The following is a 15,402-nucleotide window of genomic DNA, read 5'->3' on the forward strand; positions in this document are numbered from 1 at the left end:
TCAATTTTCAGGCGCTCATTATTTCAGATATTTGTGGTGCTGTCTCGTTAAAAACTTTCATGCAGGCCTTTAAAATAAAGGCCTTGGGATATTATTTCATAGATAGTGAATAACTATTTGCATAGAAAATAAATGTCACTTTTTAAGAGTTATGCCCCTATGCAGTGAGTCGCGCCTGACATTAAGTGCTTAAAGTAAGGTGTACTTATGAAGATGTTAATGAATGAATAGTCGCAAAAAAATTAACAAAAAATTCAATAGTTAATGAAAATTTGCCGCCACCAGCCGCAAATTACCGATATAAGGACCAGTCAATAAGCTGCTTTTTAGTCAATTTGAATAGCTAGGTTGGTAAAATTGCTTGTTTCGAGGACTTTTAGCTCATTTTTAGTGAAGCCGTGATACGAAAACCACGCATGTATTTCATCTTGCTCAATAAGTTGATGTTGTTTTAGGTTTAAGTATTGCGAATAGCATCGCGCTTTTAACATGACCTCACTCATAGGGAAAACATCACTACTTTGCTCAACACCATGAGCAAGTTGCGCCATCACGTGATTAAACGGTAAAGCCTTAAAAGCCATTTTGCGGATTACTTTAGCACTTAACGCAAGCGACTTAGTGCTTAACAACGTAGTTAAAAATAACGGATCTGGCTTTAATTCCATCAAGGCCGTGTGTAAGTCTTTTTGTTGTGCTTCGCGTGCTATTTGCACCTTGCGTTGCCATACCTGTTCAAACGTTTTTAAGTACAAGCGCACTAAAGCTATGCGCCCTACATCTATTAGCATGCCCAGAGTAAAAGCATGTATAGGGTTTACATCATTCAGCTCTGCAATTTTTTGTGCCGCTATTGCATTAGCCATGGCAGCATCACGAAGGCGGCGCTTTAATAATGGAAATGGCTCGGTACTATGTGGCATCCAGTGGCGCACAGCAAAAGTGGGGATAACTAATTGCAGGTTATCAAGCCCAATATAACGCAGTGCAAGTGCGGGGCTGTCTACTTTTACTGAGGTACTTTTACTTCGTTGTTTTCGATAGTAAGGCAGGTTTACTAATGACACTAATTCACGGCCAAGCCAGCTGGAATCATTTACCAATGGCTCTAAACGCCCCACACTTGCCGACTTAGCCGCTAGTATATCTAGCATGGTGGCCACGTTATCTTCTATACCTATGGTGTTTTGAATAACAGCATCCATATCTTCTAATTGCTTAAATATGGCTGTTTCAATTACTTTATGAAGTTGTTTACTCGCTTGTGCTCGGTACTTGTGATGCGCAGTACTACTTTGCTGGCGTTTATGCTGTGCGGCAACTTCTACTTCTAATAAAGTGCGTTGCTTTATGGGTTCACCATAATCAATTTCTAGCGTATGAATAAAGCCAATTTGTTGATGTGCAAAGCTATGGCCAAGCAGCAAATCGTGAGCACGCTGGTCAAGCATGGAGGCTATTCGCTTTTGCGACGCAAGTTCAGTCATAAAGTCCATTCAGTATAAGTGTTACCATTCGGTGGTTACTGTAAGGTTAGAAGCGAGATAAAAAGTTAGCAAGCAATTCGAGCCCTTGAGTAGTTAAAATAGCCTCAGGATGAAATTGTACGCTTTCAAGAGCAAGCTCTGTGTGAAGTAGCCCCATAATTTCGTCAAACTCGCCTTGCTCGGTTTGGCTCCACGCAGTAATGGCTAATTCACTTGGTAAACTGTGTTTTTCGACCACCAGCGAGTGATAACGACACACAGTAAGCGGGTTTTCTAAACCGGTAAATACCCCTTTATTATTATGAACAATAGGTGAGGTTTTACCATGCATAACTTGCTTAGCACGTATAACCTTGCCTCCTAGCGCTTGCGCTATGGTTTGATGCCCTAAGCAGATACCCAAAATAGGGTAAATGCCTTTTAGTTGCTCAACGACATTGAGTGACACACCCGCTTCGTTTGGCGTACAAGGCCCCGGAGAAATAACAATATGCTTGGGGTTAAGTTGCTTAATTTGCGCAACCGATATTTCGTCATTACGCTTTACCAGCACCTCTTGGTTTAAGCGCTGAAAATATTGTACTAGGTTATAAGTAAACGAATCGTAGTTGTCGATCATCAACAGCATTACACAACGACCTTATTTAAAATGGAGTGCTCTATGCTCACATATGTGGCTTTTAAAATGAGCAGTATAAGCATTTATAATGCCTATTCTATCACTAATAATTCCCCAACATACACTAGGGCGTGCTGCGCTTTAGTGATTAACACTACTGGGCCCGAAAAGAGAATACGTAAAGGCTAATTTGTTATATTAGAAATGTTCGTATTTATGTGCAGATAAAAAGCAGGAAATAAAAAAGAAAAAGCCGGCGAGTATGCCGGCCTTAATAATTTATTGTACAGAAATAACAACTTTACCCATGGCTTGGCCACTTGCTAAGCGATCATGCGCTTTAGCTGCGTCTTCTAAACTAAAGTCTTGTTCGTCAAGTACAGGGCGCATACCGCCTGCTTAAACAATTTGTGCAAGTTTAGTCAGTTTTTCGCCGTGGTCTTGACGGTTAAAGTCGTGGATCATTGGAATAAGCATAAAGATTACGTTTAACGATAACCCTTTAAAATGTACTGGGCTTAAATCTACTTCTAATAAAGAAAGCGTTGTAGATACCTGAGCATTTAGCTTTGCTGCAGCAAATGAGTTAGTCAGGTTACCGCCACCTACGGTGTCAAACACCATGTCAAAGCCCGCATTATTAGTGTGCTTTTCAACATACTGCTCTACGGTTTCGTCTTTAAAGTTTATGCCTGTAGCACCAAAGCTTTCTATTAGTGCTAGTTGCTCTGCGTTACCGCCCGTTGAGTAAACATCAGCGCCAAAATGCTTAGCTAGTTGTACTGCTAAATGGCCTACACCACCTGCGCCGCCGTGTACTAATACTTTTGGCCTGCACTTACACTTGCTCGTGTTAAGCCTTCAAGTGCTGTAATACCTACAAGTGGAATAGCGGCTGCTTCTTTCATGCTTAGGTTTTTAGGTTTGTGAGCGATTAAGCGTTTATCAGCAAGAATAAACTCAGCAAGTGTACCGGGTAAATCGCCTAGGCCCCCAGCACAACCATATACTTCATCACCTACTGCAAAGTCTGTTACGCCTTCGCCAACAGCTTCAACGGTGCCTGCAAAGTCCATCCCTAAAATGCCCGGTAGTTCTGGAGCAAAGGGTAAGTCAGCACCCATTTGACGTATCATCATATCAATTGTATTTACGCTTGTTGCCGCAATACGAACTAACACATTACCTGCTGTTACTTGTGGTTTTGCAACCTCAGTTGCTACAAATTCGTCAGTGCCACCAAAATTATTAATTATCATTGCTTTCATGGGTATTGCCTCTGTTATCTGTTGATAAGTCATTATGTAGTGAAGTTTCATTGTAGACACCCGCTTTACAAATGATAATAAGGCTAAATAAACAATCAGTTTCAAAATAATATTGATAATAGTGTTTAAATATCTCCCATCCTTTTTAAAAATAGGGATTAAGGCAAACCCTACCCAGTCGTTGCGCTATACCCATTTAGGTTTGCTGTGGTTGATTTATGGTGGTGTAAACCCCAGAGTAATAAGTGAAAAGGTAGTAATTCACTTAAATAACTCATTTATCCTACTAAGGAGCGACTATGTTAGGCGAAGACCACTCACTGACCAATGACTTTCCACAGTACCTAAATACCATTGCAGAGCTAAATAAAAGCGACACAGAATTTGCCAAAAAGGCAGATAAGTACGACAAGCTAGATAAAGAAATACGCACTTTAGAGCTTAAAGATGCGCCCATTAGCGATGAGCAAATGAATCAGCTAAAGCATGAGCGTTCAGAATTAAAAGACTGGTTATACGAGCGTTTACAGCAAGAGTAATATTGCACAAAAAAAAAGAGTTCACCGTTAGGTGAACTCTTTGACGATCAACAAAGGGTAAAACATTTAATACCAATTCGCATAATTAAGTGGTCTATTTTGAGGATGGATAAACATGTTGATAGCAAGGCAAAAAATTCGCTATTTAGTTGTTCTAAATGAGAATTTTTTAACGCAGATAGCGACACGTTTAGCCCCTGAAAATGATTAAGTAATATTGCGAATTGGTATAAAGCACATATCGGCTTTATAAAAAACGACTAGGTCTTATTAGGCATGAGTAAAATTTTCGCGTTAATAGCCCACTAGCTATCAGCATTTAGCTGAGTAAGCAGGCTATCTAACGTATCAACTAACTGCTGATTTTTATCCGGGTTGAGCGCATCTGGGTGCGGCGGTGTAAAGCGCTCTGCATCGTTATCGAAATAAAGGCCAGTGGCATCTTTAAATTCGTCACTTAATGCGGCACGGCAAAAAATATCGGCACCTAGTTTTAAGTCGCCACCAGCAAGCCCGTAGGCATCTTTTACCATTTTACTACCTAGTAACGACTTAGGGTTTACCGCAACGACTAACGGCCCGTTACCTTTAAGTGCTAAACCTAAGTGACGCGACCACATAGTGATAGCCAATTTGCTTTGCGCGTAAGCTGCGCTATCTGACAGTGGCTTTTTGCCCACTAACGAGTCAAAGTTAACGCTGGTTTGTGCAGCCGATGACACGTTAACCACACGTGATTGCGTGTTCATTACAGGCAGTAACGCTTTAGTAAGTAAATAAGGCGCTAACGTGTTAACCGCAAAACGTGCATCTAGCCCATCTGCAGTGGTGATATTAGGCAATTTATATACGCCGGCGTTATTAATAAGTACATCGAGTGTTTTATTCGCGTTTTGTAAGTCGGCTAACACTGATTGAGCTAATGTGTTTACTTGCGCCATATCGCTTAAATCAGCAATGTAGGTCGCTGTGCTTGCTTGCGGGTAATCAGCGTTTAGGCTTGCTTGTACGGCCTTTAACTTGTCTTGGTTGCGCCCGTGCAATAATACAGTATGCCCTTTTGCTAACAACATTTTAGCGGTCTCTAGGCCAATACCGTCGGTGGCACCGGTTAATAAAATTGTTTTTTTCATGTTGATCAATCCTTCTCTATTAAGACTAGCCCATTGCATTAATGCCAAATTACACAGGCATTAACTCACTGCTATTTGTTTATATTAGCACCCCTTTTAACGACTAATAATTAGTGACTCAGTAGAATCAGTTTATAGAATTAATTGATAAACCTAGGCGTCTTTATTAAGTAGGCATAGCACTGCGCCTTTGCTAGGGCGAATTTTAAGCGTTTATTTGAAATAACGAGCAATCATAACTATTGTTTTTAAATTACCTTAATAGTAGTATTTATCATACAAATACACTTTTTCGAGAAAACACATGAAAGTTTTAGTTACAGGCGGTATGGGTTATATAGGTAGCCACACATGTATTGCCCTTCATGAGGCAGGCATTACCCCAGTTATTTACGACAACTTATCTAACGCAAGCCCCCTTGTGCTTGATCAACTCGAAAAAATTACCGGTACTCGCTTTGAGTTTATTTTAGGTGACATTCAAGACGAGCAGCAGTTTAAACTTGCCCTTAAACACAGCAAGGCAGAGGCTGTATTTCACTTTGCAGCGCTGAAAGCGGTAGGTGAATCAACCGAGCAACCACTGCGTTATTACCAAAACAATGTGTCGGGCACATTAAGCATGCTACAAAACATGCAAGAGGTAGGCGTAAACCATATTATATTTAGCTCATCAGCCACTGTGTATGGCGAGCCAGATTACCTCCCTATTGATGAAAAACACCCTATACGCGCTACTAACCCTTACGGTTGGACCAAAGTTATGGTTGAACAAGCCATGCAAGACGTATGTAAGGCTAACAGCAAATTTATGGGTATAGCGCTTCGTTACTTTAACCCAGTAGGTGCTCACCCAAGCGGTTTATTAGGCGAAAGCCCAAATGGTATTCCAAATAATTTAATGCCTTTTATTGCCCAAACTGCGGTAGGCAAACGTGAGGTGGTTAATATTTTTGGTGACGACTACGACACTAAAGATGGCACTGGCGTGCGCGACTATATTCACGTTTTAGATTTAGCTAAAGGCCATGTAGCAGCCTTTATGCAGCACAAAACAGATACTGCCTTTCATGCTTATAACTTAGGCACAGGGCAAGGTTATTCAGTGCTTGATATGATCAACGCTTTTAGCGCATCAGCCAATAAAGATATTCCTTATAAAATTGCACCGCGCCGTGCAGGCGATATTGCCTGTAATTACGCCGATGCCACAAAAGCGCAAACCACACTTAACTGGCACGCAGAACTAACACTGAGCGACATGACAAACGATACATGGCGCTGGCAAACTAATTACCCAAGTGGGTTGGAGAGTTAACATGGCTTTATTAGAAAGTACTCACAGACGTAAAAACCCGCTAACGGGGCGTTGGGTATTAGTATCACCGCATCGTAATAATCGCCCGTGGTTAGGTGCTACAGAAGCAGTAAACGAAAGCGTGCTGCCAAAACACGATGAAAGCTGCCCACTTTGCCCTGGCAACACCCGTGCAAATGGCGATAGCAACCCAGATTACAAATACACCCATGTATTTAAAAATGACTTTGGCGCCTTGACACCTAATGAAAGCGAGCAATCGCAAAGCTTAGCGTCAGACAGCGATTTATTTATTGCTGATGAAGCAAGTGGCGAATGCCGCGTTATTTGTTTTTCGCCAGAGCATAATAAAACGCTGCCAGAGCTTGAGCACGATGCCCTACACGAAGTTGTAAAAACCTGGAAAGACAACTACACAGAACTTGCACAGCACTATGAATGTGTTCAGGTATTTGAAAATAAAGGCGAGATAATGGGTTGCTCGCAACCTCACCCCCATGGCCAAGTATGGGCTCACTCGCACTTATCAACCGAAATAGAAGCCGAAGATGCGCAGCAGCTTGCTTATTATAAAAAGCATGGCAGCGCAATGCTTGCCGATTACGTGCAAAAAGAGCAAGCAGATAAAACCCGCGTCGTATTTGAAAACGAGCACTGGCTTGTTGTAGTGCCATTTTGGGCTGCATGGCCGTTTGAAACACTGCTTGTAACTAAAGATAACATTCAAAACTTTAGCCAGCTAAACGATGCGCAAACAGACGCTTTAGCACAGACACTAAAAGTATTAACGACTAAATACGACAACGTATTTAATTGTAGCTTCCCGTATTCTATGGGGTGGCACAATGCCCCCGCTAATCGAGGCTCAGATGAGCAACATTGGCGCTTACATGCTCACTTTTATCCGCCGCTACTTCGCTCTGCCACCGTGAAAAAACACATGGTTGGCTACGAAATGCTAGGCGAAAGCCAGCGCGATTTAAGCGCAGAAACAGCTGCCTCTATTTTACAAGCAGCCAGTACCACACACTACAAAAAAACAGCAGGACACACAGATGACGCTTAACGATTTTCAACAACACTTTTTATCACTGTACGGTGCGCCTGCTCAAGGTATTGCTGCTGCACCTGGGCGTGTAAACCTCATTGGCGAATTTACCGATTACAACGACGGCTTTGTATTTCCGTGCTCGTTAGAGTTTCGTACTCAAGTTATGTTTAAACAGCGCGACGACAACATAATTACCGTGCATTCGTTAAATTACCCAGGCGAAAAAGATAGCTTTAGTGTTGATGAAGACATCAGCGAAGGACAATCGCAATGGGGCAACTATATTCGTGCCGTGGCATTTGTATTAAAGCGTGCAGGCCACACTTTACGTGGCGCCGATTTACTGATTGACAGTAACTTACCACAAGGCAGTGGCTTATCGTCATCAGCCGCATTAGAAGTAGCCATTGGTGGTATGTTTAACCATATTGCACAACTTGGTTTAAGCGAAGAAAAAATTGCATTACTAGGCCAAGAAGCCGAAAACGACTTTATGCATTGCCAATCGGGCATTATGGATCAGCTTATTTCGGCAAAAGGCGAAAACGGTCATGCGCTTTTAATTGACTGTGAAAACCTAGCCACTGAGTCTGTAAAAGTACCGGATGATTTAAACATTGTTATTGTTAACTCAAACTACCCACGTAAGTTAGTAGATAGCGAATACAACCAACGTCGTGTTGACTGTGAGCAAGCAGCTGCAAAAATGAACGTAGCCACGCTTCGTAAAGCAACCATGGCTACGCTTGAAGCAACAAAAGATGTATTAAGCGAAAACGAATACAAGCGTGCACACCACGTAATTAGCGAAAATGAGCGTGTAATTGCAGCAACTAAAGCGCTGCAAAATAACGACATTGATACGCTGCGCGAGCTAATGGCGGCATCGCACCAATCGCTTAAACATTACTTTGAAGTAACCGTGCCAGCGACCGACGGCCTAGTCGAAATTTGTAAAGAAGCCATGGGCGAGCGCGGCGCAGTACGTATGACCGGCGGCGGCTTTGGCGGTGCGATTGTATGTTTATGCCGTGATGCAGAAGTCCCTCTTATTAAAGCAGCAGTTGAACAGCACTACTTTGAACGCTTTAACTTAAATGCCGACATTTACGTATGTTCAGCAGGTTCAGGATTACAAATTACGTCTTTTTAAACATCATTAAGGAATAAGCATGGCAAAGGTTAACTGGGGTATTATTGGGTGTGGCAATATTGCTCACACCTTTGCTAAAAGCATTACGCATTGCGCTAATGCACAGCTTATTGGCGCTGCATCGACCAGCGAGCAGCGCGCAAATGAATTTGCCACACACTATTGCATTAAAGGCTATGAGAGCTACCAAGCTCTTATGCAATGCCCACACATTGACGCCATTTATATTGCCAATACCCACGAGCAACACTTTAAAACCATTGCGCAATGTTTAATGCACAATAAGCATGTACTCAGCGAAAAACCCATTACGGTTAATGCACAGCAACTCACTACCCTTAGCCAGTTAGCCGAGCACCAAAACTGCTTTTTAATGGAAGGTGTATGGATGCGCTTTTTACCTGCCATAGTAAAACTGCAGCAGCTATTAAGCGAGGGCGTAATAGGCAAAGTACACAGTGTGAATGCCAACTTTAGCTTAGCGGGCAACTTTGCTGACTCGCACCGCTTAATGAACCCAGCGACCGCAGGTGGCGCATTGCTTGATTTAGGTATTTACCCTATATCAATTGCCGATGTGGTATTTAATAAAGCCCCTGAGCAAATTAAATCATTAGTACATAAAAGCACGACCGGCGTAGATGAGCGCAGTGTAACCCTTATAAATTACGGCCAAGGGCAATTTGCGCAGCTTAGTAGCGCATTACAACAAAGTGGCCCTACCGAAGCATGTGTTTTAGGGGAGCACGGATATATTCGCATTGCTGACTTTGTCGGTGCACAGTCGTTAGAGCTTCATTTAAACGCACAACAAGTGCAGCATTTTGACTTTAGCTTTAATGACGATGAAAACTTTAAATTTGAAATTGCTCACGTTAGCGAATGTATTTTACAACAACAAACACAAAGCAATGTATTACCACTGAGTACCAGCCTGCGGGTAATGCACATAATGGATACGCTTCGTGCGCAGTGGCAGCTTAAATACAGTGCTAGCGTTGAAACCCATGAGCTAGATTAATAATAAAAAATACACACAACAAGGATACACAATGACAAGCACACACACTTTAAAGGCGCTTTCAAAAGCCTTACTGCTAGCGACTGGCTGCTTAACAGCAAGTACTGTTTTTGCAGCTCAAAAAACGCCTGAGCAACTCTACCCACCTTTAACCAGCGAAGTACTTCCTGAGCTTGCTGCAAAAGGGAATTACAGCGTTGGCGTACAAACGCTTAATTTAGTAAATCCCGCACAGTTTGACCCTGCAACCCAAGCTCAAAAAGATCGCCCCCTAAAGGTAGAAGTGTGGTACCCGGCAGGAAACAGTGCAAACGCTCCCTTAACCAGCTACAGCGACATAACCCGTACAGGTAAAGCGTTTACCTTACAAGCTGATGCCATGCGCGATGTAGCTATAAATAACAAAGAGCACTATCCCGTTATTGTGCTCTCGCACGGGTATACCGGCTATCGTACAATTATGTATTACTTGGGCGAACATTTAGCATCGCACGGATACATTGTGGCAGCCATAGATCATACCGACTCAACCAATGCCGATGTTGATTTTAAAAATGCGCCGTTTTCGGGCTTTTTTAGTACCCTTATTAACCGCTCACGCGATCAGCAATTTGTACTTAACTACTTTAACGAACAAAATAACTTTGCCAGCAAGCAAGTAGATAACAAAAACGCAGGCATAATTGGTTACTCTATGGGTGGTTTTGGCGCAGTTAATACAATTGGTGGCTGTTATGATTTTAACGAGCAAACTACCGCCATGTTTACCGGTATAAAAGACCCTGCACAAATTAAACAAGTACAGCAATTACTCAATAGCTGTGCTGGTGGGCAATATAAAAACCCACAAGTAGATACACGCATAAAAGCTATGGTGGCCTTTGCGCCTTGGGGCGGGCAACATAACTTATTTAATGCCAGTGCTATGCAAAACATAAAAGTGCCTTCGCTTTATGTAGCGGGCAGCTTAGACGATATATCCGGTTATGAAGGTATTAAACACCTTTATAACCAAACGGGCAGCAAAAATAAGTACATGCTTACTTACAAAAACGCCCGCCATAATATTGCGCCGCACCCTGCACCTGCTATTGCCAAACGTAGCAGCGAATTAGATATAGGCCATTACTACGAGCCATCGTGGTCAATGCGCACCCTAAACGAGGCCAACAAACACTTTGTACTTGCTATGATGGATTGCCATGTAAAAGGCATTACCAGCCAATGTGAATATCTAGACTTACCACAAAACGGCGACCAAGCTATTGTTGATGGTAAGCCACTGCCACAATGGCACGGGTTTGATAATCGTTTTTCTACTGGTATGGATTGGCAACAAGCTAAACCACACACCAAGTAATATTAAGCTTTAAGCGGCTATTTTTATATTTAGCCGCATACGCACTTAAAATAATGCTGCTATAAAACACCTGTTATTTAAAAGAGTTAGCAAATAAAAACAGCGTGCTTATTTTTTAAACGGCTATTTTAAGAAAAAATCATTGCCATTAATCTTAGTTAAAGGCAATCTAGTCATATATAAGATAAGATAAATAACACAAATATCATGTCAAAATACATACTCTCAATTGATCAAGGAACCACAAGCTCTCGGGCCATCTTGTTTACAAAAGATGCAGACGTTTTTGGCTCAGCACAACAAGAATTTTCGCAGCATTTTCCGCAAAATGGTTGGGTAGAACACGACCCTAACGATATTTGGCAAACAGTGCTAAGTACCAGCCGCGAAGTATTAGCAGATAAAAACGTAAACCCTGAAGAAATTATTGCCATTGGTATCACCAACCAACGTGAAACCACCTTAGTGTGGAACAAAAAAACCGGCAAACCAATTTATAACGCCATTGTGTGGCAAGACCGCCGCACCAGCGATTACTGCGAAAGCCTAAGCACTGACGAGCTTTGCCAAACCATAAGTGATAAAACCGGCTTACTGCTAGACCCGTATTTTTCGGCTACTAAAGTACGCTGGATTTTAGACAACGTAGCAGGTGCACGCGAACAAGCCCTTGCAGGTGAACTGGCTTTTGGCACAGTTGACACCTATTTACTTTGGCACCTAACGGGTGGCAAAGAGCACCGTACCGATGCAACTAACGCATCACGCACTATGTTATTTAATATCCATACCCAGCAATGGGATCAAGAGTTACTCGATTTATTCGAAATTCCTGAATCTATGCTGCCGCAAGTCATGGACTCAGCCGACGAATTTGGCTCAACCAGCGACGATATTTTTGGCGCGCCAATACGTGTGTGTGGTATTGCCGGCGACCAACAAGCAGCCCTTGTGGGCCACGCATGTTTTGAACAAGGCATGGCGAAAAGCACCTATGGTACGGGCTGTTTTTTAATGCTTAATACCGGCGAAAAAGCGCTTACCTCTGAAAACCGCTTACTGACTACGGTTGCTTATAGATTAAATGGCAAGCCAACTTACGCCATTGAAGGCAGTATTTTTATGGCAGGCGCCACTATGCAGTGGATTGTTGAAGGCTTAAAACTATTAAGCCATGCCGGCGAGAGCGAATCGTTAGTAAAAGATGTACCGCTCGATCATGGGGTATTTTTAGTGCCTTCGTTTACAGGTTTAGGTGCGCCCTATTGGGACCCAAATGCACGGGGCGCTATTTTAGGTTTAACGCGCGATTCAGGCATTAGCACCATTGTTGCTGCGGCGTTGCAATCGGTTGGATATCAAACCAAAGACTTACAAAAAGCAATGGAGCGTGATGGCCTACGCCCAAGCGTGTTAAGGGTTGATGGCGGTATGGTTAAAAATAACTGGGTACTTGCCTTTTTATCAAACATTTTAGGCGCAACCGTAGAGCGCCCAACAGTGACCGAAACCACCTCTTTAGGCGTAGCATACTTAGCAGGCCTACAAACCGGTGTGTATGAGTCAACGGAGCAATTAGCAAAAATGTGGACCTGTGACCGTCGCTTTGAGCCAGTTATGAGCGCTGACGAGCGTAATGATTTATACGCAAAATGGCAGCACTGTGTAGCGCAAGTTCGTTTATCTAGTGACGATTGCCAACAGCAGTAAAAACTAGCCGCTAATTAAGTTGGCGGCTTATCAAACATAAATAAAGTCAGCTAAATAGCGCGTTGTACGCTGTATGTTTTAAAAAGATCAGGATTAAAAATTAACACACAAAAAGCGCGGTTATCTATTGTCAAATAAGAGCCGCCGCTTTATGATGTTATATGTCTTATTTATATTACAAATAAAAAGGTTAGCTCGGTGGAATTAGCAGATAACGAATACGACTTACTTGTCGTCGGTGGCGGTGTAAACGGCACTGGAATAGCAGCTGATGCAGCAGGCAGAGGATTAAAGGTGCTTTTGTGCGAACAATCAGACCTAGCCAGTGCAACGTCTTCAAATAGTTCTAAGCTGATCCACGGCGGTTTACGCTACCTTGAACATTACGAATTTAGATTAGTAAAAGAAGCACTTGCAGAGCGTGAAGTGCTGCTTAAAAATGCCCCGCACATTATGTGGCCGCTCACCTTTAGGCTACCGCACCAATCGCACCTACGCCCAGCGTGGATGATTCGCATTGGCTTATTTATGTACGACAACCTAGCCAAGCGCGAAACACTTGCTGGTTCGCGTGGCATTAAGTTTGGTGAAAACAGCGTATTAGAACCTTCAATTACAAAAGGGTTCGAATACTCAGATGGCTGGGTTGATGATTCACGTTTGGTAATTTTAAACGCCCTAGCCGCTCAAGATAAAGGCGCGACCATTGCTACGCAAACCAAATGTGTCAGTGCAAAACGCATTGATAGCCAATGGCAGGTAACGCTTGAGCAACAGCAAACTAAGTCGCAACAGACGATTAAAGCCAAAGGCATTGTAAATGCCGCAGGTCCGTGGGTTGCTAAACTATTTGACGAAGCCCTGATAGAAAAGTCACCTCAAAATATTCGCCTTGTAAAAGGCAGCCACATTGTAGTGCCGCGTATTCACGATGAAAAACAAGCGTATATTTTACAAAATAAAGATCAGCGTATTGTGTTTGTTATACCGTTTGAAGATGATTACTCACTGGTAGGCACCACCGATGTTGAACACAAAGGCGCAGCGCAAGATGTGAAAATCAGCGATGAAGAAATCGATTACTTAATTAATATTACTAACAGCTACTTTAAAAACCACATTAAGCGCGAAGACATAGTACATACCTTTTCGGGTGTGCGCCCACTGCTTGATGACGAGTCAGTTAATGCACAAAAAGTAACGCGAGATTACAAGTTAGAGCTATCAAGCGAAGGCAAACACACACCCCTGTTAAGTGTGTTTGGTGGTAAAATTACTACCTACCGTAAACTTGCCGAAGCTGCGGTGAATAAACTTGAAGAGTTTTACCCGCAAATGAGTGCAGCGTGGACTAAACACAGCGCACTGCCTGGTGGCGATTTTAGCTCGGTAGAAGCACTCACTAATGAGCTTAAAACGGTTTATAGTTGGTTACCAGAGATCACTCTTAAACGTTTTGTACGTACCTACGGGACTCGTGCAAAATTAATTTTAGGCAATGCAACCCAGCTAAATGATTTAGGCCAAGACTTTGGCCATGGCTTATTTGCAGCAGAAGTCGATTACTTACTAAACGAAGAATGGGCGGGCAACGCTTACAATATTTTATGGCGCAGAAGTAAACTAGGCCTGCGTTTTAATGACGCGCAAGTGGCCACGCTTAATCATTATATTGCGCAAAGCCAAGGGGCTAAAACAGCCTGACAGCAGACTACAGCCAATTTCCCCCTTACTTAATTTAAGAACTAGCCCACAATAATTGTACATTCAATATTGGGGGCTTTTTTATATTTACTTGGTTTTATTACTATTAAATAAGTAGTTAAAACCACTTAACGTAGCCTCTTTCACGTCAAACTCTAAACACTGCACACCAATGCAATTTAACGCATGGGTAAAACAGGTATTTAGTTGCTCTGTGCCAATAACCACCACTTTAGAGTTATTCACTAATTGCCATTCGCTAGCATGGCGTGCTGCGCGTACATCACTACCTATTAACACGCCCGACAAATACGCCTTGGCTTGCACTGGTGTTAACTCTTTTGAAAGCTGGCGCGTACGGACACTAAAAATACCGTGCGCCAAATTACCGCTGTCACTGCCTAGGGTAAGTTCACAACCTTGCTCAAAGGCATGCCAATCAAACTCCCCTGCCTCACAATCGTTAGGAATAAGTACACTTTGATGGCATAGCAAGTCGTATAATTCGCCCGTCATTGCGGTTTTAAAACAGATAATATGGCCATCTTTTAACAGCACCCATTTAGTATGGGTACCGGGTAAACAAATGAGTACCTCACCGTGCTGATAGGTCGGATTTTGTTTTAAAAACCCTAAAATTTGCAGTTCTTCGCCGCGCATTACATCAAATAAATTGTTTTTTAATGTACACTTTGTGCCAGGCAAGGCACTGACTTTATTACCTGCGCAATCAAAGTTAATTGCGCCACTGAGTAGGCTTTCGGGGTTTATAGGGCACGCCAAATAAGGGGTCTCTTTCCAGCCAATACTTGAGGTGATTTGCCCAGCCATATAAATAGGTAAAACGCCGTATTCGCTGGTCCATGGTGCAACGACACCAATTAAAGTGTGTTCAAAATTTTGTTTATCTCTAATCACACCTGGGCCATCGCGCTGAGCAATTAACGTTAATTGCCCTGTGGTATTTACGCTGCATAAATAAGCGCGTAAATGACTCGTGCCCCAATCTACGGCTATAAAAAGGTTTAAGTGCTGCAAC

General features: G+C 42.7%; 12 protein-coding genes and 1 pseudogene. 8 read left to right on the forward strand and 5 right to left on the reverse strand.

The window, feature by feature from the left end; genetic code table 11:
* Positions 1-326: 326 nt before the first annotated feature.
* The 3 genes and pseudogenes from CWC17_RS03655 to CWC17_RS03665 form a co-directional block, all read right to left on the reverse strand.
* A complete protein-coding gene (locus CWC17_RS03655) occupies positions 327-1,487 on the reverse strand; it encodes an HDOD domain-containing protein (RefSeq protein ID WP_055015603.1) in 1,161 nt (386 codons plus the stop codon).
* A 46-nt stretch (positions 1,488-1,533) separates the two neighbouring features.
* Positions 1,534-2,115 (reverse strand): anthranilate synthase component II, encoded by a 582-nt coding sequence (locus CWC17_RS03660; RefSeq protein WP_138612103.1) that lies wholly within the window; start codon positions 2,113-2,115, stop codon positions 1,534-1,536.
* A gap of 270 nt (positions 2,116-2,385) precedes the next feature.
* Positions 2,386-3,374 (reverse strand): annotated as a pseudogene (locus CWC17_RS03665) (zinc-dependent alcohol dehydrogenase family protein).
* 299 nt (positions 3,375-3,673) lie between these two features.
* On the opposite strand from CWC17_RS03665, the gene CWC17_RS03670 reads away from it, so the two are divergent.
* Positions 3,674-3,913: an HP1242/YdcH family protein gene (locus tag CWC17_RS03670; RefSeq protein ID WP_138541493.1), complete on the forward strand. Its 240-nt coding sequence runs from the start codon at positions 3,674-3,676 to the stop codon at positions 3,911-3,913.
* Between the two features lie 305 nt (positions 3,914-4,218).
* Here the strand turns inward: CWC17_RS03670 and CWC17_RS03680 are convergent, their stop codons facing one another.
* The gene (locus tag CWC17_RS03680; protein WP_138612104.1) at positions 4,219-5,046 is read right to left on the reverse strand and encodes an SDR family NAD(P)-dependent oxidoreductase; all 828 of its coding nucleotides are present in this window, start codon (positions 5,044-5,046) and stop codon (positions 4,219-4,221) included.
* A gap of 304 nt (positions 5,047-5,350) precedes the next feature.
* On the opposite strand from CWC17_RS03680, the gene galE reads away from it, so the two are divergent.
* From galE to glpD, 7 genes are all read left to right on the forward strand, one after another.
* Positions 5,351-6,364, forward strand: a complete 1,014-nt coding sequence (gene galE / locus CWC17_RS03685) for a UDP-glucose 4-epimerase GalE (RefSeq protein WP_138612105.1) — start codon at positions 5,351-5,353, stop codon at positions 6,362-6,364.
* Position 6,365: 1 nt separating this feature from the next.
* Complete coding sequence (locus tag CWC17_RS03690; protein ID WP_138612106.1) at positions 6,366-7,430, forward strand: UDP-glucose--hexose-1-phosphate uridylyltransferase; 1,065 nt, start codon at positions 6,366-6,368, stop codon at positions 7,428-7,430.
* Positions 7,420-8,568 carry a galactokinase gene (gene galK / locus CWC17_RS03695; RefSeq protein ID WP_138612107.1) on the forward strand — a complete coding sequence of 383 codons (1,149 nt, stop codon included), beginning with the start codon at positions 7,420-7,422 and terminating at the stop codon, positions 8,566-8,568. Before CWC17_RS03690 ends, galK begins: the two co-directional genes overlap by 11 nt.
* Positions 8,569-8,587: 19 nt before the next feature.
* Entirely contained in the window at positions 8,588-9,589 is a 1,002-nt protein-coding gene (locus CWC17_RS03700; RefSeq protein ID WP_138612108.1) for a Gfo/Idh/MocA family protein, read from the forward strand.
* A gap of 31 nt (positions 9,590-9,620) precedes the next feature.
* Entirely contained in the window at positions 9,621-10,949 is a 1,329-nt protein-coding gene (locus CWC17_RS03705) for an alpha/beta hydrolase family protein (protein ID WP_138612109.1), read from the forward strand.
* A gap of 207 nt (positions 10,950-11,156) precedes the next feature.
* A complete protein-coding gene (gene glpK / locus CWC17_RS03710; protein WP_138612110.1) occupies positions 11,157-12,659 on the forward strand; it encodes a glycerol kinase GlpK in 1,503 nt (500 codons plus the stop codon).
* Positions 12,660-12,857: 198 nt separating this feature from the next.
* The gene (glpD, locus tag CWC17_RS03715; protein WP_138612111.1) at positions 12,858-14,363 is read left to right on the forward strand and encodes a glycerol-3-phosphate dehydrogenase; all 1,506 of its coding nucleotides are present in this window, start codon (positions 12,858-12,860) and stop codon (positions 14,361-14,363) included.
* 87 nt (positions 14,364-14,450) lie between these two features.
* Here the strand turns inward: glpD and CWC17_RS03720 are convergent, their stop codons facing one another.
* Positions 14,451-15,401, reverse strand: a complete 951-nt coding sequence (locus CWC17_RS03720; RefSeq protein WP_055015616.1) for a 2-dehydro-3-deoxygalactonokinase — start codon at positions 15,399-15,401, stop codon at positions 14,451-14,453.
* Position 15,402: the final 1 nt, after the last annotated feature.

The organism is Pseudoalteromonas sp. S3785, from assembly GCF_005887365.1.
Classification (GTDB): Bacteria; Pseudomonadota; Gammaproteobacteria; order Enterobacterales; family Alteromonadaceae; genus Pseudoalteromonas.